25 protein-coding genes and 1 other annotated feature are annotated in these 26402 nt (G+C 28.1%); of the genes, 21 read left to right on the forward strand and 4 right to left on the reverse strand.

Features of this window, described 5'->3' with window-relative positions; translation table 11 throughout:
- Positions 1-23 precede the first annotated feature (23 nt).
- Together NQ543_RS01580 and NQ543_RS01585 are read left to right on the forward strand one after the other, a co-directional pair.
- A complete protein-coding gene (locus NQ543_RS01580) occupies positions 24-806 on the forward strand; it encodes an NAD kinase (RefSeq protein ID WP_004608972.1) in 783 nt (260 codons plus the stop codon).
- Entirely contained in the window at positions 799-1626 is an 828-nt protein-coding gene (locus tag NQ543_RS01585) for an RluA family pseudouridine synthase (protein WP_004608973.1), read from the forward strand. Before NQ543_RS01580 ends, NQ543_RS01585 begins: the two co-directional genes overlap by 8 nt.
- On the opposite strand, the gene NQ543_RS01590 is transcribed toward NQ543_RS01585, so the two are convergent.
- On the reverse strand, positions 1623-2819 hold the full coding sequence (locus NQ543_RS01590; protein ID WP_004608974.1) for an FtsW/RodA/SpoVE family cell cycle protein: 1197 nt from the start codon (positions 2817-2819) through the stop codon (positions 1623-1625). The genes NQ543_RS01585 and NQ543_RS01590 overlap by 4 nt on opposite strands.
- Positions 2820-2907: 88 nt before the next feature.
- Here NQ543_RS01590 and NQ543_RS01595 point away from each other — a divergent pair, with 88 nt between their 5' ends.
- The 12 genes from NQ543_RS01595 to NQ543_RS01650 all read left to right on the forward strand — a co-directional run bounded on the left by NQ543_RS01595 (position 2908) and on the right by NQ543_RS01650 (position 14463).
- Positions 2908-3252 (forward strand): PTS sugar transporter subunit IIB, encoded by a 345-nt coding sequence (locus tag NQ543_RS01595; RefSeq protein ID WP_039903584.1) that lies wholly within the window; start codon positions 2908-2910, stop codon positions 3250-3252.
- 44 nt (positions 3253-3296) lie between these two features.
- Complete coding sequence (locus tag NQ543_RS01600; protein ID WP_039903587.1) at positions 3297-5513, forward strand: tetratricopeptide repeat protein; 2217 nt, start codon at positions 3297-3299, stop codon at positions 5511-5513.
- A gap of 130 nt (positions 5514-5643) precedes the next feature.
- Entirely contained in the window at positions 5644-6066 is a 423-nt protein-coding gene (locus NQ543_RS01605; RefSeq protein WP_004608977.1) for a DUF1893 domain-containing protein, read from the forward strand.
- A 10-nt stretch (positions 6067-6076) separates the two neighbouring features.
- The gene (locus NQ543_RS01610; protein ID WP_039903591.1) at positions 6077-7309 is read left to right on the forward strand and encodes an aminopeptidase; all 1233 of its coding nucleotides are present in this window, start codon (positions 6077-6079) and stop codon (positions 7307-7309) included.
- 111 nt (positions 7310-7420) lie between these two features.
- Positions 7421-9007: a peptide chain release factor 3 gene (locus NQ543_RS01615; protein ID WP_039903594.1), complete on the forward strand. Its 1587-nt coding sequence runs from the start codon at positions 7421-7423 to the stop codon at positions 9005-9007.
- A 128-nt stretch (positions 9008-9135) separates the two neighbouring features.
- Entirely contained in the window at positions 9136-9318 is a 183-nt protein-coding gene (locus NQ543_RS01620) for a hypothetical protein (RefSeq protein ID WP_004608981.1), read from the forward strand.
- A 333-nt stretch (positions 9319-9651) separates the two neighbouring features.
- Positions 9652-11601 carry a P-type ATPase actuator domain-containing protein gene (locus tag NQ543_RS01625; protein ID WP_039903596.1) on the forward strand — a complete coding sequence of 650 codons (1950 nt, stop codon included), beginning with the start codon at positions 9652-9654 and terminating at the stop codon, positions 11599-11601.
- Positions 11602-11676: 75 nt separating this feature from the next.
- A complete protein-coding gene (locus NQ543_RS01630; RefSeq protein ID WP_004608983.1) occupies positions 11677-12513 on the forward strand; it encodes an RluA family pseudouridine synthase in 837 nt (278 codons plus the stop codon).
- A 186-nt stretch (positions 12514-12699) separates the two neighbouring features.
- Positions 12700-12820 (forward strand) — a sequence feature (ribosomal protein L20 leader region).
- 6 nt (positions 12821-12826) lie between these two features.
- Positions 12827-13381: a translation initiation factor IF-3 gene (gene infC / locus NQ543_RS01635; protein ID WP_004608984.1), complete on the forward strand. Its 555-nt coding sequence runs from the start codon at positions 12827-12829 to the stop codon at positions 13379-13381.
- 17 nt (positions 13382-13398) lie between these two features.
- Entirely contained in the window at positions 13399-13593 is a 195-nt protein-coding gene (gene rpmI, locus NQ543_RS01640) for a 50S ribosomal protein L35 (protein ID WP_004608985.1), read from the forward strand.
- Between the two features lie 22 nt (positions 13594-13615).
- A complete protein-coding gene (rplT, locus tag NQ543_RS01645) occupies positions 13616-13975 on the forward strand; it encodes a 50S ribosomal protein L20 (protein WP_004608986.1) in 360 nt (119 codons plus the stop codon).
- 83 nt (positions 13976-14058) lie between these two features.
- The gene (locus tag NQ543_RS01650) at positions 14059-14463 is read left to right on the forward strand and encodes a hypothetical protein (RefSeq protein ID WP_004608987.1); all 405 of its coding nucleotides are present in this window, start codon (positions 14059-14061) and stop codon (positions 14461-14463) included.
- Between the two features lie 6 nt (positions 14464-14469).
- Here the strand turns inward: NQ543_RS01650 and NQ543_RS01655 are convergent, their stop codons facing one another.
- A complete protein-coding gene (locus NQ543_RS01655) occupies positions 14470-14952 on the reverse strand; it encodes a YfcE family phosphodiesterase (RefSeq protein WP_004608988.1) in 483 nt (160 codons plus the stop codon).
- A gap of 140 nt (positions 14953-15092) precedes the next feature.
- Here NQ543_RS01655 and NQ543_RS01660 point away from each other — a divergent pair, with 140 nt between their 5' ends.
- From NQ543_RS01660 to NQ543_RS01675, 4 genes are all read left to right on the forward strand, one after another.
- Positions 15093-15797, forward strand: a complete 705-nt coding sequence (locus NQ543_RS01660; protein ID WP_004608989.1) for an ABC transporter ATP-binding protein — start codon at positions 15093-15095, stop codon at positions 15795-15797.
- Positions 15798-15799: 2 nt separating this feature from the next.
- The gene (locus NQ543_RS01665; RefSeq protein ID WP_004608990.1) at positions 15800-19036 is read left to right on the forward strand and encodes an FtsX-like permease family protein; all 3237 of its coding nucleotides are present in this window, start codon (positions 15800-15802) and stop codon (positions 19034-19036) included.
- Positions 19037-19249: 213 nt separating this feature from the next.
- Positions 19250-20695: a C40 family peptidase gene (locus NQ543_RS01670; RefSeq protein ID WP_004608991.1), complete on the forward strand. Its 1446-nt coding sequence runs from the start codon at positions 19250-19252 to the stop codon at positions 20693-20695.
- A gap of 168 nt (positions 20696-20863) precedes the next feature.
- Entirely contained in the window at positions 20864-22339 is a 1476-nt protein-coding gene (locus NQ543_RS01675; RefSeq protein ID WP_039903599.1) for a bifunctional ADP-dependent NAD(P)H-hydrate dehydratase/NAD(P)H-hydrate epimerase, read from the forward strand.
- Positions 22340-22375: 36 nt separating this feature from the next.
- Here the strand turns inward: NQ543_RS01675 and pgeF are convergent, their stop codons facing one another.
- Positions 22376-23131, reverse strand: coding sequence for a peptidoglycan editing factor PgeF (pgeF, locus tag NQ543_RS01680; protein ID WP_004608993.1), 756 nt, complete (start codon positions 23129-23131; stop codon positions 22376-22378).
- Between the two features lie 77 nt (positions 23132-23208).
- Between pgeF and NQ543_RS01685 the strand changes: the two genes are divergently transcribed.
- Positions 23209-23565, forward strand: coding sequence for a hypothetical protein (locus NQ543_RS01685; protein ID WP_004608994.1), 357 nt, complete (start codon positions 23209-23211; stop codon positions 23563-23565).
- 20 nt (positions 23566-23585) lie between these two features.
- Here NQ543_RS01685 and NQ543_RS01690 read toward each other — a convergent pair whose 3' ends face one another.
- The gene (locus NQ543_RS01690; RefSeq protein ID WP_004608995.1) at positions 23586-25229 is read right to left on the reverse strand and encodes an Rqc2 family fibronectin-binding protein; all 1644 of its coding nucleotides are present in this window, start codon (positions 25227-25229) and stop codon (positions 23586-23588) included.
- A gap of 122 nt (positions 25230-25351) precedes the next feature.
- Here NQ543_RS01690 and gmk point away from each other — a divergent pair, with 122 nt between their 5' ends.
- Positions 25352-25924, forward strand: coding sequence for a guanylate kinase (gene gmk, locus NQ543_RS01695; RefSeq protein ID WP_004608996.1), 573 nt, complete (start codon positions 25352-25354; stop codon positions 25922-25924).
- A 28-nt stretch (positions 25925-25952) separates the two neighbouring features.
- A complete protein-coding gene (locus NQ543_RS01700) occupies positions 25953-26363 on the forward strand; it encodes a hypothetical protein (RefSeq protein ID WP_004608997.1) in 411 nt (136 codons plus the stop codon).
- Positions 26364-26402: the final 39 nt, after the last annotated feature.

Below are 26402 nucleotides of genomic sequence, written 5' to 3' on the forward strand. Positions count from 1 at the left end.
ATACTTTAAGGTTGGTGAAAACAATGAAACAATATGCATTAGTAATAAAACAAGATCAATTATCTCATCAAATTGCAAAAGAAATTAAAGCACAGTTAAATGGTATAATGGAATATAATCAAGAAAACCCGGATTTAGTAATTAGTGTTGGTGGAGATGGGACTATGTTGTTATCTGTCCATCAGTATTTAAATCAAAATGTTAATTTTGTAGGGGTTCATACCGGAACATTAGGATTTTTTACTGATTTTCAAAAAGATGAAGTAATGGAATTGGTTGAAGCAATTAAAAGTGAATGTTATCATCTTATGCCTCGTAATTTATTGGAAGTAAAGGTTAAACATGGAAAAAAAGAAGATACTTATTTTGCTTTAAATGAAATGCGCATTGATTATGGTTATACAACACAAGTGATAGATGTTTATATTAATGATGAATTGTTGGAAGTGTTTAGAGGAAATGGTTTGTGTGTTTCAACACCTTCTGGCTCTACTGCTTATAATAAATCTATTGGAGGGGCAGTCATTTATCCAGGTACGCCATTGATGCAGTTAACTGAGGTGGCTGGAATTCAACATAATGCGTATCGTAGCTTAGGTTCAAGTTTGATTTTAGATGCAAGTAATGTTGTTAAATTAGTTGGTCATAATTTTGAGCAAGTTTATTTAGGAATTGATCATCTGTCTTATCGAATTGAAGATGTTGAAAGTATTGAGATTAAAATTGCAAAAGAGACAATTAATTTTATTGAATATAAAGGTAAGTCATTTATTCAAAGAATAAGAAGGGCATTTATTAATGAATAAATTTATTATAGGAATAGAAGATGATGAAGTTTTATTGAAAGATTTTTTGTTTAAACAGAATTTAAGTAAAAAAGCAATTAAGGCTATTAAGATGAATGGCGATATTTTAGTAAATGGTAACCATCAAACAGTCAGGTATCGTTTAAAAAAAAATGATGTGATTGAGTTGATTTGGCCAGATGAAATATCAACAATGGAACCTTATGAATATTCTTTAAAAATTATATATGAAGATGAAAATTATTTAATAATTGATAAACCAGCAGGTATCCCATGTATGCCAACTAAACGCTATCCAAATAAAACGATTGCAAATGCAATAATTTATTATTTTCAAATGTGTAATCTTAAGGCGACGGTACATTTAGTAAATCGTTTAGATAAAGATACTCAAGGATTGATGTTAATAGCTAAAAATAGGCAAGCCCATTATTTATTATCAAAAGATATTAAACAAGTAAAAAGAGTTTATCATTGTCTTGTAGAAGGAATATTAAAAGGTGAAGGCATAATCGATAAACCGATTATTAAAGATAAAAATAGTGTTAAAAGGTTAATTGATGCAAGTGGAAAAAAGGCAATTACAGTTTATCGTAGCTTGAAAATATTTGACAATAAAAGTCTGATTGAATGTGATTTAAAAACAGGAAGAACACATCAGATTAGAGTTCATTTAAGTTCGATTGGTCATCCTTTAGTAGGAGATGGTTTGTATGGATCAATGGAAACAAAAACATATTATTTAGATAGTGTATATTTGGAATTTGTTTCACCTTTTACTAATAAATTAATACAAATAAAAAAAGATATTAAAATTTAATATCTTTTTTTACGTTCAATAATTCGTGTTTGTTTTTCCATATCTAAAAAGATACCCATGGCAATCATATATGAAAGTAATGATGAACCTCCATATGATAAAAATGGTAAGGTTATACCGGTTATTGGAAAGAGACCAAGAACCATTCCAATATTCCAAACTTGTTGAAAAATCAAAAGTCCAAAAATGCCGGCAGTAAAATATTTATCACGATTATTTTGTGATTTAAATCCAATCCTAATTAATAATATATCAAAAACACATATAGCTAGGATTGTAAATCCACCACCAATAAATCCAAAACTTAAAGCAATTACAGCAAAGATAAAGTCAGTTTGTGCTTCTGGTAAGTTGATTAATGCGGTTTCCATTCCATGTCCCCATAAACCAGCTGTACCATATGATAATAAAGCATTGAATAATTGATATCCTTGTTTTCCATAAGTTCCTTCAGGGTCAATCCATCCATAGAAACGATCAAGTTTATGATCACCACCAATAATACTAACAAATAAATCGTGTTCATATATAAATATATATACTAATGTTCCTAAGATAATCGCAACAATTATTCCACCAATAATAAACCATCCAGCTTGAATACCAGACATAAAGATAATAAACACAATTGATGCTAACATAATCATTGTTACTCCAGCATCGTTTTGTAAATAAACTAAAATACATGGTGGTATTGATACTGCTAAAATTTTACCAATTAACAAGCAGTCGTTATGAAAATTATGAGTAAGATATTTATTGTTATGTTTATCAATCGTATCTGCCATTACTACAACCATGATAATTTTCATAAATTCTGAAGGTTGAAAGTCAAAACCGGGTAATGTATACCAGGACGTTGCTCCTCCGGCAAATTTTGCTAACGGTACTATTTGGATACCAAAACGTGTATGTAGAAAGTGTTCTACTGCCAAGCCGACAAGTAAAACCATTAAGATACCATAAATAATCCACATAGATGAGTATATTCGATCATTTGAAATTTTAAAAACAATAAACATCAATGTAAATGATATTCCGTAAAATGCTAACTGTTTTATCCAATATGTACTAGGGTTTCCTTTTGTGATTAACGGAGTAGCGCTTTTTATTCCAAGACAACTAATAAAGCAAAATAACAATAATAAGCTAATCAAAGACCAACAGATTAAAGATTTTTCTTTTTCTTCCACAAAATCCCTCCTTTATAAAAAAGATAGTTTTTTCTATCTTGGTATAGTATACTATAATTATATAATAATTAATAGGGGGTAGATGTTAATGAATGATTATTTATTATATGGAATAGTTGCATTAATTGTTATAATTGTATTAGCGATTGTTTTTACTTATATTATAAAAAACAGACATCCAAAACAAATCAAAGCTGGTGATATTCCTCTAGATATAAATATGCTAATAAATGCAGTTGGTGGAACAAATAATATTAAGGAAACTACAGCTAGTTCTTCTAGAATAACTTTTTTTGTAAAAGATGATAGTCTTGTTAGTTTAGAGGATTTAAAAACTTTAGGAGCATCGGGAATTGTTCAAACGACAAATAAAGTGAGTGCAATTTTTGGGAAATATTCTAAAGAGATATCTAATATGATTAATAATAGATAAGCAGATTAGTATATCTGCTTATTTGTATAATGGGGTTAAAGAATATGAATATTAAAGATCGGATAATAAGTTATGAGCCACTTTTTGATAAATGGGTTTTAGATGAGATAATAGATGTATATGATCAAGAAAGTATTGTTAGAATTAAAGATCAAAGTTATGGTAGTAATCAATTTGCTTATTTGAAAGTAATTACTATATATGATCAAGATGATGATTTAAAATGTTTGGAACAACGGGTTGAAAGTATTAAAAGTGATTTGGAAATAGGTTTATTAAAAAGTGAATTTATTGATTGTGAACAATATTTAATTGAAAATAATCAAAGTGATGTTATTGGAATTGATCTTTGTTTATTGATGAAAAATCATGAATATAAAATAGAAAATATTAATAATTTAAACGGTGAGCTACTATATGAATTGGGATTAAAGTTATTTGATCGCCATGAATATGATGAGGCACTTATTTATTTTAAAAAAGGCGAAGAGATAGGTAATAGTGATTGTATTTGTGTTATTGGTTATTTATATGAACGAGGACTTGGAGTTGAACAAAGTGATATAATGGCAGCACATTATTATCAAAAAGCTACTGATTTGAAAAACGTGGTAGCGAGTTGTAATTTGGCTTATTTTTATGAAATGGGTATTGGTGTTGAACAAGATTATCAAAAAGCATATGAATTATATTTAAAAGGAGCTAAAGCGGGTTTCCCTCGTGCTATTTGTAATTTAGGATATTGTTATGAATATGGTTATGGTGTTGAAGCTGATATATATCAAGCTGTAGAATACTATATTGAAGCTGCAAAATTAGGCTATAGCGAAGCTATATATAGTTTGGGAACATGTTTTGAATTTGGTGAGGGAATTGAGCAAAATGATGAAAGAGCATTTAAATGCTATGAAGAAGCAGCAAACCAAGGTCATGAACGTTCACAATATCGCTTAGCTAATTGTTATGAAAATGGAATAGGTACACCAAAAGATTTTATTAAAGCATTTTATTGGTATAAACAAGCAAGTATAAAAGAATATCCTCCAGCACTAATTTCATTAGCGACATGCTATGAACTTGGACAAGGAATAGAAAAGGATTTAAAACAAGCACGTAAATATTATCAAAAAGCTGCTCATTTAGGTTATGCTCGTGGACAATTTTGGTTTGGATATTTTTATGAGAATCATCCAGAAATAAAAAATGCTGCATATCGTTGTACATATTGGTATCGTCAAGCTAGTAAACAAAATGATGTTCAAGCGCTTGTTGCTCTTGGATATTGTTATGAAAGTGGTTTTGGAGTTAAAAAGAATTTAAAAAAAGCGGTTGATTTGTATTTACAAGCAGCAAAGATGAATTATGCACCTGGTCAATGTAATTTAGCATATTGTTATGAAATTGGAATAGGTGTTGAAGTTGATTTAAATAAAGCAATTTATTATTATCATCTTGCAAGTAAAGCAAATTATCCAAGAGCGATGTGTAATTTAGGATATTTATATACTCATGGTCAAGGAGTAGAAGTAGATCATCAAAAAGCTTTTGATTTGTATTTACAAGCAGCAAAGATGAATTATGCTCCAGGATTATATTATACTGGATTAGCGTATGAAGAAGGAAATGCAGTAAATGTTGATATTGATAAAGCAATTGAATATTATCAAAAAGCTACTGATTTAAATTATAGTGCAGCAATGTATAATTTAGGTTTGATTTATGAAAATAACATTGATTATCATGATGATTTAAAAGCAATTGAATATTATCAAGCAGCAATTGAATATAACGATGCAAGAGCAATGTATCGCATGGCTTTATATTTAGATGAAGGTCAAGTAATTAAAAGAGATCTTCAAAAAGCTTTTGATTATATACAATCTTCGGCAAATCAAGCATATAGTCCAGCTTTGAATATGTATGGGATTTATTTAGAAAATGGACTGGCTGGAAATAAAGATATGGAAGAGGCGTATAGATGTTTTTTAAAAGCAGCTAGAGCGGGATATGCACCAGCGGTTTATAATTTAGGAAGATGTTATTTTTATGGGATAGGAATCGAAATTGATAAAGAACTTGCATTTGAATTGTTTTGTAAAGCAAGTGATTCAAATTATCGTGAAGCAAGTTTTATGGCAGGATATATGTGTTATTATGGAGATGGTGTTAGTAAGGATGTAAATAAAGCTAAGAAATTTTATCAAAAAGCTGCAAAGTTGGGAATGAAAGAAGCAAAAGATGAACTAGATAAATTGGGTTAATGAAAATTCATTAGCCTTTTTTATTAAAAAGTGAATGATTGTTTTTATTAAAAAGTGAATGATTGTTTTGTTAAAGTGAAAAAAAGTGGTAAAATAATACTATAAATTTGTTGTTTGTTTGGAGGATTAAATGAATTTAATAAAAAAAGGCAGAAGAATATTGGTGGAAAATGGATATACTTTTGTTGCTTTAAAAAAAGATGAGATATATAGTTCTACTTTGCATGGAATTAAACCACTGATGAGTAAGATTTTTGTAAGTAATGACTATTTTAAAGATTATATTGTTATTGATAGAGTGATTGGTCGCGCTGCAGCACTTTTATTGATTCGTTCTAAAGTTAAATATATTCATGGATTTATTTTAAGTGAACCAGCAAAAGATTTATTAGAACAATATCATATTGATTATAGTTATGATTACTTGGTGCCTTATATCACAAATCGTGATAAAAACAGAATGTGTTCATTAGAAGCTAGTGTTTTAGATGTTGATGATCTTGAACAAGGTTTTAAGATTATTTGTCGAGAAATGATTGAAAAAAATAAATAAAGGAGAATTTATGTCATTTAAAGAAAAGTTATCTAAATATGCAAAATTGATTGTAAAATCAGGATTGAATGTACAAACTGATCAAATTGTAGTAATTGATGCACCGATAGAAAGCGTTGAGTTAGTGCGTTTGATTACAAAAGAAGCTTATGAAGTTGGTGCAAAAGAAGTTGTAGTTAAATACAATGATGAAGTTGTTTCACGTTATAAATATGAATATGTTGATAAAGATGAATTTGGTAATGTACCATCTTGGTTTAGTGAGTTTAGAAATGGATATGCTAGTAAAAATGCATCATTTTTAACTATTCATAGTGATGATCCTGAAGGATTTAAAGGAATTGATCCAGCTAAAATGGCATTATGGTCAAAAAGTGTTTCTTTAGCATGTAAACCTTTTTATGATAGTCTGGATTTAGGTGTTAATACATGGTGTATTGTTGCTAGTAGTTCGTTAAAATGGGCGAATAAAGTATATCCTGATATGTCTGATGATGAGGCAGTAGAGGCTTTATGGAATGCCATTTTTAAGGCGACTAAAGTTGATAGTGATGATCCAATTGCTGCGTGGGATCAACATCGTAAGAGTTTTGAAAAACGTGTTGAATATTTAAATAGTCTTGATTTAAAAGAGTTGAAATATACAAATTCTTTAGGAACAGATTTGACAGTGACTTTAAATAAAGATTATTTATTTGCAGGTGGAGGATCTTATACTACAAATAATATTTATTTCTTTGCAAATATTCCTACAGAAGAGATTTTTACAAGTCCTAATTATAAAGGAACAAATGGTGTGGTTTACAGTTCTTTGCCATTAAATTATCATGGTAATATAATTGATGAATTTAAATTGGTATTTAAAGATGGAAAAATTGTAGATTATGATGCTAAAGTAGGTAAAGATATTTTAAAAGAAATGATTAGTATTGATGAAGGTAGTCGTTATTTAGGTGAAATAGCATTAGTTCCATATAATTCTCCAATATCAAATATGAAAACATTATTTTATAATACACTATTTGATGAAAATGCTTCTTGTCATTTAGCGATTGGTAAGGGATTTAGTGAGTGTATTAAAGATGGTTTGAAGATGACTAAAGAAGAGTTGTTGGAACATGGGATTAATGATTCTTTGACACATGTTGATTTCATGATTGGAACTGCTGATTTACGTATTGTTGGAAAAACAGTAGATAATCAAGAAGTAGTCATTTTTGATAATGGTAATTTTGTATTTTAGATACATATAAAAAGGGGATAACCCCTTTTTATATTATGTTTTAAAAATTAGATTTTAGTTGACAAATTCATGATTAATCTATATCATTTACCATTGCAAGGAGACATTAAAATGAGCGAATTTATTAAAGAGGTAGAAAAAAGAAGAACATTTGCCATCATCTCGCATCCCGATGCTGGTAAAACAACATTAACAGAAAAATTTTTATTATATGGTGGAGCAATTCAACAAGCTGGAACTGTAAAAGGTAAAAAAAATAGTAAACATGCTACAAGCGACTGGATGGAAATAGAAAAACAAAGAGGAATTTCAGTTACTTCTTCTGTATTACAATTTAATTACAATGGATTTTGTATCAATATTTTAGATACACCAGGACATCAAGACTTTTCTGAAGATACTTATCGTACTTTAATGGCTGCTGATTGTGCAGTAATGGTAATTGATGCAAGTAAAGGGGTCGAAGATCAAACACGTAAACTGTTTAAAGTTTGTACGATGCGAAATATCCCGATTTTTACTTTTATTAATAAGATGGATCGTGAAGCTCAAGATCCATATCAATTAATGGAAGAAATAGAACAGGAATTAGGAATCGATACTTGTGCAATTAACTGGCCAATTGGTTCTGGAAAAGAGTTTAAAGGTGTTTATGAACGTAATGATAAAGAGGTAATTCGTTTTATTCCAGTTGATGGTGGGCGTAAAGAAGTAGATACTAAAATCATGAAATTTGATGATCCTGAACTTATTAATGAATTGGATGAAGAGTTATATAATAAACTTCAAGAAGATATTGAATTATTAGATATGGCAGGAAATAATTTTGATTTGGAAAAAGTACGTCAAGGTAAACTTTCACCGGTTTGTTTTGGTTCGGCATTAACAAATTTTGGAATTGAACCATTTTTAAAACACTTCTTACAAATGACTACATCACCATTACCACGTCGTACTAAAGATAAAGTAATCGATCCATTTAGTGAAGATTTTAGTGCGTTTGTATTTAAGATTCAAGCCAATATGAATAAAGCACATCGTGATAGAATGGCCTTTTTTAGAATTTGTTCTGGTAAATTTACTAAAGGTATGGAGGTTTATCATTATCAAGGTGGACGTAAGATAAAATTAAATCAGTCAAAACAATTAATGGCTGATGAGCGTCAAGAAGTTGATGAAGCGTATGCAGGTGATATTATTGGGGTATTTGATCCAGGAATTTTTTCTATTGGTGATACAATAACTACAGGTAAAGAAAAATTTGCGTTTGAAGGTATTCCAACTTTTGCACCTGAACATTTTTCTTTGATTCGTAATAAAGATACTATGAAAAGAAAACAATTTGTCAAAGGTGTTGAACAAATTGCAAAAGAAGGCGCTATTCAGATTTTTACTGAATTAGGCGGTGGAATGGAAGAAATTATTGTTGGTGTTGTTGGGGTGTTGCAATTTGAAGTGTTAGAACATCGTTTAAAAAATGAATATAATGTTGATATTATAAAACAACCACTTCCTTATCAGTATATTAGATGGGTTAAAGAAGGTTGTGATTTAAATTCATTGAATTTGTCTAGTGATACTAAGAAAGTTCAGGATTTAAAAGGACAATATTTATTATTGTTTACTAATGACTGGGGAGTTCGCTGGGCTAGTGAAAAAAATCCAAATTTAGAATTATTAGAATTTAGTAAAAATTAGATGTTCTTAAAAAGCCTAGGGATACTGGGCTTTTTCTATTTTATTAGACATGTTATAATATTATTTGAAAAGAGGTGGGTACTATCGCAAATATTGGAAAGAGACGGAAATGTCGTTGTATTAAAACTATGAATATTGTCATTGGTAAACAGCAAAGAGATTTATTTACTAAAGGGCATATTTATGATTGCGTAATTAGGGATAGTGGTCAGCTACAAATTTATTACAAGATTTATGGTGATGAATTTGATCTTTCATGTACTAAAGATGAATTTGATGAGAATTTTATATTGATTGATAAAAAGAAATAATTTGTTCGTGGTGATTTTAAAGCTTGATGTCTAGAAGAGATATTAAAATAATGGAATAATAATATTATTATATAGTAGGAAATTGGGTTTATAAATTATTTTATTATAGCTACTAATTGTAATAAGAAATGTAATTAGACATAAAAGTGTTTTTTAATTTGAAAGTTATTTTTTAGAAGAAATGTATTTAATGTCATATCCTAAAAGGATAAGTGAAGATAAATTTATTTGATTATATGGTGTGATTTTTAAACTTATATCTGGAATAGAAAAGTAGATTTGGCATTTTGGTGAAGATATGATAAAATGAAAAAGATTAGAAAGGAGGTTTTTATGGCTCGTAATTTCTATATTGATAATATAAATGATAATGATAAATTAAATGAAATTAGTATATTGTTAAATGACATGGAAGAAGTGTCGAGAATAAAAATAAATAAAAATGGGATATCTTTTTATAGCGAACATCCAGAAAATGTTGATGAACTTTTAAAAGAACGTTATCCTGATTTGATTTTAAAAGAAGAAATTAATTCACGTAAACGTGAATATGTTGCAACAAAAAAGAAAATTGAATATATTTTTATGTTTACAAATCTTGAATCAGAAGAAGATGCAAAAGAAATAGAGGAAGTTATTTCTCATTATTCTGATTATGAAAATGTAAGCTTAGATTTTACTAATAAATTATTGAAAGTTACTACTAGTCAAAAAAATGTTTTGGTTAGATTAAATCGTTTAGTTGATAAAGTTAATCCTAATATTGATGTTGAACAATGGAAAAAGCCATTTAAATCACAGGATTTATTTCAAGAAAAATATTTAAAAAACATGTTAATAATTGCAATTTTATTAGTTGCAATAGCATTAGGATTAGTAACAGGTAAAGATCCAAGTATTCTTACAAATATTGCATGGTTTGTAGCCCTTGTTATCGTAAATGAAGAGATTATTCGCCGTGCATATAAAGATTTAAAAGTGAGGAATTTTTTAAGTGAAAATGTTACGATTAATTTAGCTTGTTTATTTGGTTGGGTTTATGGTGCATATGTTGAGGCATTAATTGTATCTTTGATTTTTCAAGCTAGTGAACGTTTTCAAATATATTTAATTAATTTAACGATGGATAAAATTGACAAGATGATTTCACCGGTAAAATTAGGGCGAAAGGAAATTAAAGATAATGAATATGAAATGGTTTCTTTAGAAGATATTGATATTGGTGATATTATTGTGGTTATGCCAGGTGAAACGATTCCTCTTGGTGGAAAAGTTGTTTCTGGAAGTAGTGATCTTGATATGTTTGCAATTAATGGTAGTGATATTTTAGAAAACGTTAAAGAAGGTGTAGAAGTACAAAGCGGTAGCGTGAATGTTGGTAATACATTGAAAATTGAGGTTTTGTATACTTATGATTATAGTGCAATGAATAAAGTTTTAGAAATTGCAATGATGGCACCAGTTAATTCTTCTAGAACGCATAAATTAGTAGAGTTGATTTGTAAGATTTATACCATCTTTTTGGTTGTTGCTGGAATTTTTTGTGCAATACTTGTACCTTGGGTAGATTTTACTAATAATTTTAAATATGTATATTTAGGAGCTATTTTATTAACTATTTCAGGATCATTTGCTTATAAGCAAGTTTCATCATTCGCGATTTTATCAGGTGTGGCTAAGGCTTTTTCTAGAAATATTATCATTAAGGAAAATAGTGGGTTAGATGCATTGAATTTATGTAAAACAATAATATATGATCGTTTTGATGGTGTAGAAGTTACTGAAGAGGAAATGGATTTATTCCATGAACTTTCTAAATTAAATCGCAATTTGATTATTTTTAATGATGGTCCAGTTGATTTAGAGGATGATCAATATCGAATTCATAATAATTTATCTGTTGATGAGAAATTAAAAATAATGAATGAAGCTAATATTAATGGGCCGGTTGCTTATATTGGGGATAATTCTAAAGATATTGCGTTATTGCAAAAAGCATATGTTGCTATTAGTCGAGGTGGAATAAAAAATAAAAAAGTTATTGAAAATAGTGATATTATGTTGATGAATTCAGATTTAAATACGGTCATAGAAACATTTAAGATATCAAAGAAACAAAAAAATGTTACATTTGAAAATATCTTTGCTGGATTAGCTATTAATTTTATTATGATGCTTGCAGCATTAGGTGGTATTTTACCATGGTGGGTAGCTTTGGTTATTTATTTGACTGAAGAAATAATTGTTTTATTAAATACTCATAGAATTCTTGATATGAAATAAAAGTCAGTTATTTTAACTGGCTTTTATTATAAAGATTAGGTATAGAATTTAATAATAGTAAGAGGAGATAAGTTAATGAATAAATATCAGGTGAAAAAAGATATTTTATTAATGGATTTTTTATTGAATTATTATAATAAAAAAAATGTTAAGAATTTATTGAAATATAAGTTAGTTATGGTTAATGAAAATGTTATTAGTCAATTTGATTTTCCGTTAAAAATTGGAGATGTGGTTATTGTTAATAAAAAAGAAGATAATAAGCATAATTTAGAAATAATTTATGAAGATAAAGAATTAATTGTAATTAATAAGCCTTCAGGTTTATTGAGTATCTCAGGAGGGAATGAAAAAGAAAAAACAGCATATCATTTAGTTGGTGAATATTTAAAAAATAAAAATAAAAAGGCTAAAGTATTTGTAATTCATCGTTTAGATAAGGATACTTCAGGAGTTTTAATGTTTGCTAAAAATGAAGAGATAAAAAATAAACTTCAAAATAATTGGAATAAAATTGTATATAAACGAGGTTATCTTGCAATTATAGAAGGCAGATTGAAAGAAAAAAGTGGTACAATTAAAAATTATTTAGATGAAAGTAAGACACAGATGGTTTATATTACTAATAATAAAAAAGGGAAATTAGCGATTACTAATTATCGGGTTTTAAAAGAGACAAAATATAATTCTTTAGTTGAAATATTTTTAGATACAGGTCGTAAAAATCAAATTAGAGTACATATGCAATCATTAGGACATAGTATAATAGGCGATAAAAAATATGGGGCAACGACTAATCCAATAAAAAGAATGGCACTTCATAGTCATGTTTTTGCATTTGTTCATCCTGATACTAAGAAAAAAATGATTTTTGAAGCTAAATATCCTGAGGAGTTTAAAAAAATATTTTAGTGAAATAGTAATATAGTTATAAATATTTCATATAATGTGATGGTGATGGAATGTTTACAATTATTGTTTTATTAATTTTTTTGATGATGGGATTATTTAAATATTTACGAATAAAAGAAGATAAATAAGTAAAAAAGCTTGACTTTAAAAAAGTAAAATGATATCATACGAAAGTAAATGAAAAGTAGTGGAAAGAAGAAGTGCCTACTTCTCGCCTGATTGATAATATCGATAGGCAAATGTCACTAAGATAGTTATCTTATTGTCAATATGTGGGTACTTAATGTGCTCACTTTTTATTTAAACTACTAAAATGGAGGTGGCTTTTATTAGCAGATTTGATAACAAAAAACCAAAACAACCAGATGAGTTAGTAAATGAAAAAATTCGTTTTAAAGAAGTATTGGTAATTGATCAAAATGGAGATCAATTGGGAGTGAAGTCTCGTAATCAAGCAATTGATATTGCATATAACGAAGGTTTAGATTTAGTGTGTGTTGCACCTAATGCAAAACCTCCAGTATGTCGTATTATGGACTTCGGTAAGTATCGTTTTGAACAACAAAAGAAAGCTAAAGAAATGAAGCGTAATTCTAAAGTTGTTGCAGTCAAAGAAACACAATTATCTGTAACTATTGATGTTCATGATAAAAATGTAAAATTAAAAAGAACATTAAAATGGTTAGAAGAAGGTAATAAAGTTAAAGTAGCAATTAGATTTAGAGGACGTCAGTTAGCTCATATGGATCTTGGTAAAAAAGTTATTGATGACTTCGTAGCTGAATGTGCAGAAGTTGGACAAATTGAAAAACCAGCCAAGCTAGAAGGTAGAACTCTAACTGCAATAATTGCACCAAAGAAAAAATAATTTAGGAGGAACTTATTATGCCAAAAATGAAATCACATAGCGGTCTTAAAAAACGTTTAAAAAGAACAGGTAGTGGAAAATTAAAACGTAGTCATGCTTATGTTTCACATTTATCACATAACAAAACTCATAAACAAAAGAAACATTTAGCTAAAGCAACTTTAGTTCATGCTTCTGATTATAAGAGAATCAAGTCAAGATTATGTAAATAGTTTAAATAGGAGGAATATATAAATGGCAAGAGTAAAAGGTGGATATACTACAAGACGTAGAAGAAAAAAAATATTAAAATTAGCCAAAGGTTATTTTGGTGCTAAACATAGATTATATAAAACAGCTCATGAACAAGTTATGCACTCATTAGCTTATTCATATAGAGATAGAAGACAAGTAAAAAGAGATATGAGAAAATTGTGGATTGCTCGTATTAATGCGGCAGCTAGATTAAATGATATCTCATATTCTAAATTAATGCATGGGTTAAAATTAGCTAATGTTGAAATTAACCGTAAAATGTTATCTGAAATTGCAATTTGTGATCCTAAAGGATTTACTGAAATTGTAAATACAGCAAAAAAAGCATTAGAAAAATAATTATTTGTAAACTGTTGGATTATTCCAACGGTTTTTTATTATGCTATAATATAAATAGATTTTATATATTTGGAGGAATAGCTATGAAAAAAGTAGAGATGAAGGTTTATTTCAAAAATGATATTGAAAAAGTTTTTAATGTAATTACAAATATGAAAGATTGTTCTTGGCGTAGTGATCTTTCTAAAGTAGAATGTATAGATGATGGAAAATATATCGAATATAACCGTAAAAATCATCCTACTAAGATTTTAGTTACTGAGTATTTAAAAAATATCCAATTTGAATATGATATTCAAAATGAATATTATAAAGGACATTGGTGTGGACAATTTGCACCATTAAAAGATGGAGGATGTGTTATGTATTTATTATTTTATTTTGAATCAGTTTCATTTTTAGGTAAGTTTATAAATGTAGATAAATTTGAAAAACGATATATCGAGGATTTGAAAAAGGAATTGAATGAGTATAGTATTGATAAATAATTTAATTTATTTATTAAATGGATTACATGGTTGATGAGTTTTAATATTATAAAATGTTACTTTTTTGGTTTTTGTATCATATATACAATATGTTGGGAAATGATAATGTCCTCGTGGTAAACAAATACTTCCAGGATTAATAACTATCATATCATCGATTACTAATGATAAGGGCTGATGACTATGACCAAAGCAAACTGCATTAGCCTTTTTTTGTTTAGCAATAGTAATTAACTGATTGAAAGTATAGCGATGACCATGCGTGACAAAAAATAATTGATTATCAATTGATATGAGTAATTCATCTGGAATTTTAGTATTATAATCGTTATTTCCTTTAACTAAGTAAAAATTTGGTAAAGTAATTTTGTCAAAACTTTTATATATATCACCACAATGAATATAGTAGTCAACATGATTGTTTTTTAATAATGTCAGTAAATCGGTTTTTGAAATATGATGTGAATCAGATAAAATCATTACTTTCATTTCTAACCCTCCTTGTAATATAATTTTAACATTTTAATGATAGAATTTGTATAATAATACCAATGTAAAAATGTGACTTCTTTAAGAGATAATTGTTTCATGGTATAATTATAATATGGTATAGAAAGGTAGTGGCAATAATGAATAGCTTTATAGTTTTTGATAATGTTAAAAAAACATATAAAGTCGGAGATATAGAAATTAATGCATCTGATGGTGTTGATTTTAATATTCAAAAAGGAGAATTTGTAGTAATAGTAGGACCTTCTGGGGCAGGTAAAACTACAATCTTAAATCTCCTTGGAGGTATGGATAAAGCAACTAGTGGAAGGATATTAGTTGATGGTAAAGATGTTGCAAAATATAGTGAAAGACAATTAACTCAATATCGTAGAAATGATATTGGTTTTGTTTTTCAATTTTATAATTTAGTTCAGAATTTAACAGCTTTAGAAAATGTTGAATTGGCAACACAAATATCAAAAAATCCCTTAGATGTAAAGATGGTTTTAAAACGAGTAGGGTTAGAAAATAGAATGAATAATTTTCCTGCTCAACTATCAGGAGGGGAACAACAACGTGTAGCAATAGCTAGAGCAATTGCTAAAAATCCTAAATTATTACTATGTGATGAACCAACTGGTGCTTTAGATTATCAAACTGGTAAAGCGATTTTAGCTTTACTTAGAGAAATGTGTAATAAATATAAAATGACAGTTATTGTAATTACTCATAATAGTGCTTTGGCTCCAATGGCAGATCGTATTATTCATTTAAAAAATGGTCGCGTTGCTTCATCAGCTATTAATGAAAATCCTAAACCGATAGAAGAAATTGAGTGGTAGATATGAAAAAAAGAGCTTATGTAAAAAATCAAATTCAAATTATTCGTAAAACTAAAGCGAGATTTTTGTCTATTTTTTGTATTGTATTTTTAGGTGCTGCATTTTTTGCGGGATTACGTCATACTTCTTCGATTATGGAAATAACTATGGATGATTATTTGAAGAAGTATGAGTATAATGATTTGAATTATATAAGTACTTTAGGTTTTGATGAAAGTATTGTTGATAAGATAGCTAAAGTAGATGAAGTTGAAAATATTGAGTATGGAAATAGATTTGATGCTTTAATGGATTTTGAAGATAGTCGAAAAGGTGTAACTGTTTATACTAACAATGATTTTAAAAATAGCGTTGATAAATTAGAGTTAGTGGAAGGAAGTTTTCCTACGAAAGATAATGAATGTGTGATTGACTATAATTTCACGACAAGAAATAAGGTCAATGTTGGTGATAAAATAGTTTTATCAAATGATAATGGTGTTAAAGAGTTTGCTGTAAGTGGCTTAGTTAATGATACAAGGTATTTTAGTACGGTTGAGCGCGGGACTAATACGCTAGGTGATGGAACTAATGAAGCATTTATTATGATTTTATCTAATGGAAATGAAGAATTTGCACTACCAAAAGAGTTATATGATTTACGTGGAAAAATTGTTTTTAATGAACTTAGAGTAACATTAAAAAATCCTAATGACTATAGTATTTTTAGTGATGAGTATTTGAGGTATAGTGATGATGTAAATAAACAAATTGAAAAGATATTGAATAGTGAAATTGATTTAGTAAATGATAGTTTAGTCATGAATGCTAATGATGAACTTGCACAAGGTGAAAAAGATTATGAGGATGCTAAAGCAAAGTATGAAGATGGTGTTAATCAATATAATGAAGGGTTAGTTCAATATCAAAATGGGTATAGTCAATATCTTGATGGAGTTAGTGAATATAATAAAGGTTATGATCAATATAGTGATGGATTAAAACAATATAATGATGGTTTAGCGCAGTATCAAACAGGTTTGCAACAATATCTTGATGGTGAAAGTCAATATAATCAAGGTTTAAGTAAATGGCAAGAAGGTTTTAAGCAATATCAAGAATTAGTAAATCAGTATAATCAATTAAGTCAAGTATATAATCAAAAACTTGATGAATATAATCAATATATTGAAGCTGGTATTCCTGAAAGTGAATTGATAGAACTTAAAGAATTTTTAAGGGAAACTAGTGAGAAAATGAGTATATTACAAACCACGTATTCTAATTTAAAAAGTGAATTAGATAATAATAAAGCTATTTTAGATGAAAAAGGTATTGTTTTAAATGAAAATAAAATTTTATTAGAAAATACTAAAAGTAAATTAGATAAATCTAAAATAGAGCTTGATAATAGTAATGCAAAATTAATTGCATCTAAACAACAATTAGATGATACAAAAATAAAATTAGAAGAATCTAAAAAAATTTTGGATCAAACAAAAATTGATTTAGATAATGCGAAAATACAATTAGATGATGCTAGAGCAAAATTGAACCAAGGGTATGATGGGATAAAAGATATTCCTGAAGGCGAGTTAGTTACTATTACAAGAGAAGAAAATGCAAGTATCATAAGTTATATTTCAACTTGTGATTCAATGAGAGCTTTAGCTCTTGTTTTCCCTTTGATTTTCTTTTTAGTAGCAGCGCTTGTTAGTCTTACAACTATGACTAGAATGGTTGAAGAGCAACGAGTTCAAAGCGGAACATTTAGGGCGCTAGGATACGATAAAAAAGATGTCATTAATCAGTATATATTTTATGCTTTTTCAGCCACTTTTTTTGCAAGTATTATAGGAGTAGTTGCAGGAGTATATTTTTTCCCAAATATTATTTACTATTTGTATCGTATGATATTATTTAATGTTGGTGCACCGATAAATATAACCTTTGATATGTTTATCTGTATTCAGACATTTGTTATTTCTGTAGCAATAACAATATTAGTAACATATATCGTAGTAAGACAAGAATTAAGCGAAACTCCAGCTAGTCTACTTCGTCCAAAACCACCTAAAATGGGCAAAAGAATTGTATTGGAGAGAATAACTTTTATTTGGAAAAGATTGTCATTTAATCAGAAAGTAACTATGCGTAATATTTTTAGATATAAGAAGCGATTTTTTATGTCTATTGTGGGAATTGCAGGATGCACAGGGTTGATCGTAGTAGGGTTTGGAATTAAGAATTCAGTTTCCACACTTGCAGATAAGCAATATGGTGAAATATGGACTTATGATGGAGTTGTGGTGTTTGATAAAAATTTAAGTCAAGAAGATTTATTATTAGAACAAAGTAAGTTTAACGACGTTAAGGGAATTAAAAATAGTGATGCTTTTTATCGGCAAACAGTGACGGTTTCTGGAGATAAGGAACATTATACAACGTTAGAAATATTTGATAATGATCAAGAATTAAGTAAATATATTAAATTAGAAGATTATAAAACACATGATCGCTTAAAATTAAGTAATAATGGAGTAATTATTTCAGCAAAGCTTTCAGAATTATTAAGGGTTCAAGCTGGAGATCAAATTAAGATAAAAATTAATAATGATAGTTATCAAGTTAAAGTTAATGGAGTTATGATGTTGCATTTCCAACACCACATTTATATGACTAAGGAATTTTATCATCAATTAACTGGTAAAGAAGTACTTGATAATTATGCTTACTTTGATTTAACTAAAAATGCTAATGAGCAGGTAATTAGTGATTATTGTAATAATAATGAAAAAATTAATTCTGTAAATTATATAATGGGTATTTCTCAAGGTTTTAGAGATCAAATGGGAAGTATTGATAGTGTTGTTATAATATTAATTGCTTGTGCTGGAGCATTAGCGTTTATAGTATTATATAATCTAACAAATATTAATATTCAAGAACGTAAAAGTGAAATAGCTACAGTTAAGGTACTTGGCTTTTATCCAAAAGAGGTTTATGATTATGTATTTAGAGAAAATCGTATTTTGGGATTAATTGGGGCTATGGTTGGACTTGTTCTTGGTAAAATTCTTCACATGTTTATTATCAGAACTGTTGAAGTAGAAATTGCAATGTTTGTAAGAAATGTTAATATATTAAGTTATGTTTATGCTGTTTTGATTACTTTATTTTTTACGTCTCTTATTAATTTTGTAATGCGTAAAGTATTAGATAAAATTGATATGGTTGAGTCGTTAAAGAGTGTAGAATAGTTAAATTTTATTTATGAATATAGGAATATATTTTTAGGAGTTAATAAAATATTAAAGAAATATTAAAAAAATCTAAAAAAAACATTTTGCTATAACGTAAGCCTGGCTTAAGTTATAGCAAATGATAAAATGTAAACAGCTTTCAAAGGGTGGAATTTTAAATAGAATAGTAATATAATAATAGATGGATATATTATTGAAAGGAGGTAACGAATGGATATAAATATTAAGACAAAGTTTAAAGATTTGTTTGATGAGTATATTGTTAACCGTAAAGCTATGTTTATTCCAATTGTAGCTGTAGCAAGTTTTATGTTTGTTGGTTATGCTGCAACTGATAAAGAAAAGCCCGATATTAAATCTAATCAAATTGAAGTCCCGTATGGAGAAAAATTAGATTTAAATAGTATTAACATTACTGACAATAAAGATAGCCGTGATTTAATTCACGTTGATGTAGACACTGATACATTAAATGTAAATCAATTAGGAACATATGATGTTGAAGTAACTGCTATTGATCAAGGTTCAAATGAAGCAAGAAAAACGATTGAAGTAGTTGTTGTGGATAATAAAGAACCTGAATTTGAAATGTTAGGAACTAATGGAGGTTATACTGTAGAAGTTCCAGTAAAAGGTAGTACAGATTTTTCAAGTTATATAAAAGCTTTTGATAATGTAGATGGTGATGTAACACCATTTATTGAAGCAAGTGCATCATTAAATACTGATGTACCAAGTTTTCAGGATATTACTTTAACAGTAAGTGATAGTTCTGGAAATGAAAAAAGTGAAACTTTTACATTTGCAGTAAGTGATTTAGAAGCTCCTGTAATTAACTTTTTACAAGGAGAAACTGTAACTGTTGATTATGGTAGTACTTTTGATATAAATAACTATATAAAAGTTGTTGATAATCTTGATGGAGAAATGATACCTAGTGTTGAAGGAAGTATCGATACTTTAAAATTAGATGAAGTTCAACCGTTAAAATTATCGGTTAAAGATAGTTCTGGCAATATTGTTGAAGGTACATTAAATGTTGTTGTAAAAGATTTATCAGCACCAGTAATTACATTAAAAGAAACAAGTATTACTATCAGTGCTGGTGACAGTGTTGATTTTAGTTCTTATATTGTTTCTGCAATCGATAATAAAGATGGTGATGTAAGAGCAAAAGTATCAATTGATGCACCAGATACAAGTAAAGCAGGAAATAAAACGGCTACATACACTGTAATTGATGAAGCGGGTAATAGAGCAAGTGCTTCACTAAATGTTAAAATTAATAAAGTATATAGTGTTGAAGCTGGAAGTAATCCCTATGCAAATACAATTTTATCAGCAGCATATTCTAAATTAGGAACACCATATAAATGGGGCGCTGAAGGGCCTAATGCTTTTGACTGTTCAGGATTTGTAAAATGGTGTTATGCAAAAGCTGGAATTTCTTTACCGCATTCATCATCAGGACAGAAAAATGCAGGTACACAAATTAGTGTTTCTGCTGCTCAACCTGGAGATATTTTGTGGAAATCGGGACATGTAGGAATATATATTGGTGGCGGTAAATATATCCATGCACCAAATACTGGAGATGTTGTTAAAATTTCATCGGTTTCTGGTTCGGGATTTGTTTGCGCAGTAAGAGTTAAATAACAATTGAATATATTTAAAGAGGAATCTTCTTACAGATTCCTTTTTTGTTTGATATGATAGTAAATTTATTGATTTTTATAAATTAGACGATTAAAAATGTATAGGTTTTTTTTAGTGTTTGTTTTATAATGATAATATATAAAATATTAGAAAGTATTGGTGAAAGATATGTATGTTGCAACAAGTAAACAGATGAAAGCTTATGATCAAGCTTTGTTAAATAAAGGGTATAAGATAGAGGAATTAGTAGATAAAGCTAGTGATGCTATTTTACCTCATTGTCGTGATTATGATAAAATTGTAATTGTCTGCGGTCCTGGTAATAATGGTGCAGATGGGTTGAGCTTAGGGATTAAATTGCATTTAAGAGCTCGAAAGATTAAATTATATTGCTTTGGTAATCCTAACAAATTATCTAAGGCTAATGATTACTATATAGGTCAAGCACAAGAAATTGGGGTTCCAATTACTTTTATGGATGATGATGATATTCAACTATTTATTAATGATGCAAGAAAAGCAGATGTGGTAATAGATGCTATGTTTGGATTTGGGTTAAATAGTGAAGTCAGAGGAATTGCAAAAACATTAGTTAATGAAATTAATAATTTATATAATGTTGATATAATTTCAATAGATATTCCTACTGGATTAAATCCTGATACAGGGATTCCATATGGTGAAGTTATCCGTGCTAATAAAACAGTAACTCTTACAGCAGTTAAACAAGCTTTTTTAAATGATGAATGTCATGTGTATACTGGAGAAATTGCAGTTGAGTTATTAGAGGTGAAAGATTTAAGACGTGAATTGAAATTAGCAAAATTAGTTAATCCATTAAGAATTAAAAATCATCTTAAACCACGTGATTATTATGGGCATAAAGGGGTATATGGAAAAATTTTGCATATAACAGGTTGCAATCATTATCGAGGAGCTGCACTACTATCAGCGCGTGCGGCTGTTTATACAGGAAGTGGAATTGTTTGTGTTTATTCAAGTAATAAAGTTATTGATGCTTTATCAACAACAATACCAGAATGTACTTCTTTAATTAGAAATGATGTGCTGGATACAAATTTATTTGATAAATATGATGTAATTTTAATTGGTTCGGGACTTGGTTTAAATAAGCAAAGTGAACAGTATGTTATCGATGTACTTAAAAATGCAACATGTCCATTGGTTATCGATGGAGATGCATTAACAATTGTTTCTAAACATCTTGATTTATTAAAAGACTTTAAACATCCGGTTATTTTGACCCCTCATCATGGTGAATTTAAACGTTTATGTGATTATGAAGATGAATTAGATATGATAGAAAAAGTAAATCAATTTGCTTTAGAATATGAAGTAGTTGTTGTTTTAAAAGGACCAAATACAATTATTACTGATGGTAGCGAAATTTATCGTAATATTACTGCAAATAAAGCAATGGCAACAGCAGGTATGGGTGATGTTTTAGCAGGAATGATTTCTAGTTTTGTTGGACAAGGATATTCATCTAAAAATGCAGCTATTTTAGGAACATATATTCATGGTAGTTGTGGAGATGTAATTGCTGAAAACGCATATACAGTGATACCAAGCAAAATGATTAATTTAATTCCTAAAGTTATGTATAAGATTATTAAAGAATGAAATAAAAACTGGTTTATCAAGTTGATAAACCAGTTTTTATTTAGAAGACGATTTTCTTTTGATAATAGTAATATTTCTAGCACTATCTTTATATTTTCGATAACTATAAAATAAATCACTATTTTCAACTGTGCAATAGTTAGACACTGTTATATTTGTATTTAAAAGTCCTAAATTTAAAAGCATTTGTTTATTAAGTCCTTGGTTGTCCATAAGATAATGGCTATCATCAGTCTTATAATAATATGGTGAGGTATCAAAATCCATTTTTTTAACTAGATCAATGACATTATCCATTACTTCAAGACAATTTTTACAAATACAAGGTCCAATATATGCAAGCATTGTTTTAGGATTACAGTGTTCGTTTTCAATTAAATGTTGAGTAACTTTAGAAACAATTTGTTTAGTTGTTCCTAACCAGCCTGAATGAATTGCTGCAATAATATTTGTTTCAGGACTATATAATAGAACAGGTGTACAATCAGCATGAAATGATAAAAGAAACAAATTAGCATCTTTTGTATATAAAGCATCAGTATTATCAAATGCACTTTCTTGATCATAGATGCCTTTACCACCATCAGCAATCGAAACTTCTTTAAAGTTTGCAGAATGTACTTGATGTGGGGCAACCATATGATTTAAATCTGTATTTAAATATTCAGCTAGCTTTTTTCGATTGTTTAAAATTAATTCTTGATCAGGATTATTAAAAGACATGTCACCAAATTCTTTGGTTACAGTGTATGCTTCAATATTATCGTCAGTATTCCATTTAATTAATTTCATTTTTTTATCCTTTCTGTGTTATTTGTCTTAGCTATTATTTATATAAAACATATAGTATATTAGAGGAGGTGAAAAGAATGTTTAATAATTGTGGATGTGGATGTTGTGGAAATGGTTTTGGAAGATGGAATAATAGTTGCCGTGCTACACCAATTGTAGCACCTAGAAAAGTATGTACTACTTGTTCTAATCAATATGTAGAACAACCAATTATTTGTCCAATCGAATGTAGACATATTAGAAATATTGTTTATTATCCAACTTATTATCCTCGTTATGAACGTACTTGTATGACTCAAAGTAATGGTAATCCATTTGTAAATGGAAATAATTCAATGGTAAATGGAGAATATAGTAATAACTCAATGGGAGGATACAGTAATAATTCAGATGGAATGTCTAACTGGCAAAATGGTTGTGGATGTAATCGTTAGAAAAATAGATGCTTGAGCATCTATTTTTTCTTTAGTTCATTTAGACAATTAATATCAGGATCAATATAAATAGTTTTATATGAGTCCAAAATTACTTGACCAGGTTTAGCACCATGTGGTTTTTTTAAAGTTTTGATCAATGTATAATTTACAGGTACACTGCTACTATTTTTTCCTTTAGAATAACAAGCAGCAATATTACTAGCTAATCGAATAGTATATTCATCTAATTGATTCTCTTTTACAACAACATGGCTACCGGGCATATCTTTTACATGGAACCATGTATCATAACGGTGAGCATGTTTGAAAGTTAAATAATCATTTTGAAGATTGTTTTTACCAACTGATATTTCAATATTATCTTTTGTATAATATGTTTCAAATGCTGGCTTTTTGTTTTTACGAATTGTATTAATTTTCTTTTTCTTTTTTAAATAACCTAAGTTTTCTAACTCTTCTTTTATTTCTAATGCATCATAGTATGAAGCATTATCCATTAAAGTAAGTAAACTATCAAAATATTCAATTTCTTTTTTAGTTAATTCAATTTGTTCATTTAATATATTTATAGAATTTTTAGCTTTTTGATATTTATTATAATATTTTTGAGCATTTTCTTTAGGACTTAATTTTTCATCTAAATCAATCATGATTTTAGTATTATCATAATAATTATCTAATTCTACATGCTTCATTCCTTTTTTTATTATATGTAAGTTTGAATATAGTAAATCACCAATAATACGATATTCTTCGCTGTTTTTAGAGTCTTCTAATGTTGCTTGTAGTTTAATTAATTTAGAAACATTTTTTTGATGTTCATTGGAAATGAATTTTAATAAGTTTGAGGTTTGTTGTTTTATTCTTTCTTTTTGATCAATCAAATTAAAATGTTGATCTAAACCATCAAATAGTGAATAGTTTGATATTTGAGCATTTAAATGTGTTAAAGGAATTAAATGAAAGTATTCTTTGTTTTCGGTTTTACATAAATATAATGTAGAACTTTTTTTAATCTCTGTCATAATATTTTTAAATGATATACCATTATCATGTCTAAAAAGAATTTCTTTTGAAAGAATAGGAGAAATACCTTGATATATTTTTGTTAAATTATTATTTTCAATGAAATCACTAGTAAAAGGATTTAGTTTTGTTTTATCCATTGGAGGTAATCGATAAATTGCTCCTGGTTGAATAAATCTTTCACTATTGATATTTGGGGTAATTCGTTTTAAACAATCAATAATCTTTTTATCATGATTACAAAGAATAATATTTGAATGTTTGCCCATTATTTCTATAAAACAATGATATTCAATATAATCACCAAATTCATTGTGACAGCCAAAAAGAATATGACAAATTCGATCTAATTCAATTTGTTCAATTGCTCTAATATATCCTCCTTCTAAATGTTTGCGAAATAACATAGTTAAAGGATTTGGACTTTCAGGAGTAGGATAATCTAAATTTGTCAGTTGAATTCTTGCGTACATTGGATGGCAAGAAAGTAAAAGTTTATAGTTAATACGATTATTTCTTATTTGGATTAATAATTCGTATTTTGAGATTTGGTAGATTTTGTTGATTCTACCACCAGTTATTGTTTTATTTAAAGCATCGATTACTTGATGCATCATTATTCCATCATAAGCCATTTTTTATCACCGATGTAAGTATAACATATATTCTAAATAATTGATATTATATAGTTTGAAAACAATTGACATTATAGATAGTATTTTGTATGATGGACATATCAAAAAAAGGGGTGTAGAGTGTGCAAAAAGGAATGTTGATAATACTTAGTGGGCCTAGTGGTGTTGGTAAAGGAACAGTAAGAGAAGAATTGTTTAAAGATGATAGTTTAAATTTAGCTTATTCGATTTCAATGACAACCAGAAAACCACGACCAAATGAAAGAGATGGAATTGATTATTTTTTTGTAGAAGAGGAAGAGTTTAAAAATAAAATTGAGGAAGGAAAACTTTTGGAGTGGGCTCAGTTTGTTGGTAATTACTACGGAACCCCTAAAGATTATGTTGATCAATTACTAAATGAAGGGAAAAATGTGGTATTGGAAATAGAAGTTCAGGGTGCTCTTCAGGTTATGAAAAAATGTCCTGATGCAACAACTATTTTTATTGTACCACCTAGTCTAGAAGAATTGGAAAGAAGAATACGTGGTCGTCGTACAGAGGATGAGGAAATTGTTCAACAACGTTTAGCTAAAGCAAGAAAAGAAATTGCAACAAAGGATGAATATAAATATGTTGTTGAAAATGATGATTTAATTGCTGCTAAAAATAAAATTGCAGATATTATTAGAAATCATCGTACTAATCAGGGGTAAATATCCCTGATTTTTAGTAGGAGGTAAAATGGAAAAAGTAAAAGATTATTTGAAATTATTCACATATATTTTTTATCCTGGTATTGTTTTTATTTTATATCTTTCACAAATACTTGAAGGAAATTTAGGAATTAATTTGATTTTTTGTCCAACTGATTTAGCTTTTATGGCAGTTGTTTTGATTTTATATGTAATATTTGATATGTATAAAATTTCTGAAAGTAAATTGATTAAAAAAATAAAGAAAGATGATGGTAGATATAAATTATCGTTTATGTTTATTTTTATTATTTTATTAGTATTGTTGATGAGTTTATATGATGATTTAAAAGTATATTTTTATTTAAATAATAATGTTAGTGTTAATTTAATTATTGTTTTTATTATTTGGTTGGTTTTATTTGGAATTTGTTATTTTATAGATATGAAACAAAAATAATTTAGAGGGGAGTATTCCCCTCTTGTCGTATTTCCAAGG

This window comes from Thomasclavelia spiroformis DSM 1552 (assembly GCF_025149465.1).
In the GTDB taxonomy this organism is placed as follows: domain Bacteria; phylum Bacillota_I; class Bacilli_A; order Erysipelotrichales; family Coprobacillaceae; genus Thomasclavelia; species Thomasclavelia spiroformis.

What these genes read in the sequence shown, in the direction of transcription:
- rpmI (WP_004608985.1), top strand. Translation starts at nt 13,399, where the DNA reads ATGCCAAAAATGAAATCACATAGCGGTCTTAAAAAACGTTTAAAAAGA.
- NQ543_RS01610 (WP_039903591.1), top strand. Translation starts at nt 6,077, where the DNA reads ATGTCATTTAAAGAAAAGTTATCTAAATATGCAAAATTGATTGTAAAA.
- NQ543_RS01615 (WP_039903594.1), top strand. Translation starts at nt 7,421, where the DNA reads ATGAGCGAATTTATTAAAGAGGTAGAAAAAAGAAGAACATTTGCCATC.
- NQ543_RS01665 (WP_004608990.1), top strand. Translation starts at nt 15,800, where the DNA reads ATGAAAAAAAGAGCTTATGTAAAAAATCAAATTCAAATTATTCGTAAA.
- NQ543_RS01650 (WP_004608987.1), top strand. Translation starts at nt 14,059, where the DNA reads ATGAAAAAAGTAGAGATGAAGGTTTATTTCAAAAATGATATTGAAAAA.
- NQ543_RS01675 (WP_039903599.1), top strand. Translation starts at nt 20,864, where the DNA reads ATGTATGTTGCAACAAGTAAACAGATGAAAGCTTATGATCAAGCTTTG.
- NQ543_RS01700 (WP_004608997.1), top strand. Translation starts at nt 25,953, where the DNA reads ATGGAAAAAGTAAAAGATTATTTGAAATTATTCACATATATTTTTTAT.
- infC (WP_004608984.1), top strand. Translation starts at nt 12,827, where the DNA reads ATGGAGGTGGCTTTTATTAGCAGATTTGATAACAAAAAACCAAAACAA.
- NQ543_RS01605 (WP_004608977.1), top strand. Translation starts at nt 5,644, where the DNA reads ATGAATTTAATAAAAAAAGGCAGAAGAATATTGGTGGAAAATGGATAT.
- NQ543_RS01625 (WP_039903596.1), top strand. Translation starts at nt 9,652, where the DNA reads ATGGCTCGTAATTTCTATATTGATAATATAAATGATAATGATAAATTA.
- NQ543_RS01600 (WP_039903587.1), top strand. Translation starts at nt 3,297, where the DNA reads ATGAATATTAAAGATCGGATAATAAGTTATGAGCCACTTTTTGATAAA.
- NQ543_RS01655 (WP_004608988.1), bottom strand. Translation starts at nt 14,952, where the DNA reads ATGAAAGTAATGATTTTATCTGATTCACATCATATTTCAAAAACCGAT.
- NQ543_RS01690 (WP_004608995.1), bottom strand. Translation starts at nt 25,229, where the DNA reads ATGGCTTATGATGGAATAATGATGCATCAAGTAATCGATGCTTTAAAT.
- NQ543_RS01585 (WP_004608973.1), top strand. Translation starts at nt 799, where the DNA reads ATGAATAAATTTATTATAGGAATAGAAGATGATGAAGTTTTATTGAAA.
- NQ543_RS01685 (WP_004608994.1), top strand. Translation starts at nt 23,209, where the DNA reads ATGTTTAATAATTGTGGATGTGGATGTTGTGGAAATGGTTTTGGAAGA.
- NQ543_RS01630 (WP_004608983.1), top strand. Translation starts at nt 11,677, where the DNA reads ATGAATAAATATCAGGTGAAAAAAGATATTTTATTAATGGATTTTTTA.
- NQ543_RS01670 (WP_004608991.1), top strand. Translation starts at nt 19,250, where the DNA reads ATGGATATAAATATTAAGACAAAGTTTAAAGATTTGTTTGATGAGTAT.
- pgeF (WP_004608993.1), bottom strand. Translation starts at nt 23,131, where the DNA reads ATGAAATTAATTAAATGGAATACTGACGATAATATTGAAGCATACACT.
- NQ543_RS01660 (WP_004608989.1), top strand. Translation starts at nt 15,093, where the DNA reads ATGAATAGCTTTATAGTTTTTGATAATGTTAAAAAAACATATAAAGTC.
- NQ543_RS01580 (WP_004608972.1), top strand. Translation starts at nt 24, where the DNA reads ATGAAACAATATGCATTAGTAATAAAACAAGATCAATTATCTCATCAA.
- rplT (WP_004608986.1), top strand. Translation starts at nt 13,616, where the DNA reads ATGGCAAGAGTAAAAGGTGGATATACTACAAGACGTAGAAGAAAAAAA.
- NQ543_RS01595 (WP_039903584.1), top strand. Translation starts at nt 2,908, where the DNA reads ATGAATGATTATTTATTATATGGAATAGTTGCATTAATTGTTATAATT.
- NQ543_RS01620 (WP_004608981.1), top strand. Translation starts at nt 9,136, where the DNA reads ATGAATATTGTCATTGGTAAACAGCAAAGAGATTTATTTACTAAAGGG.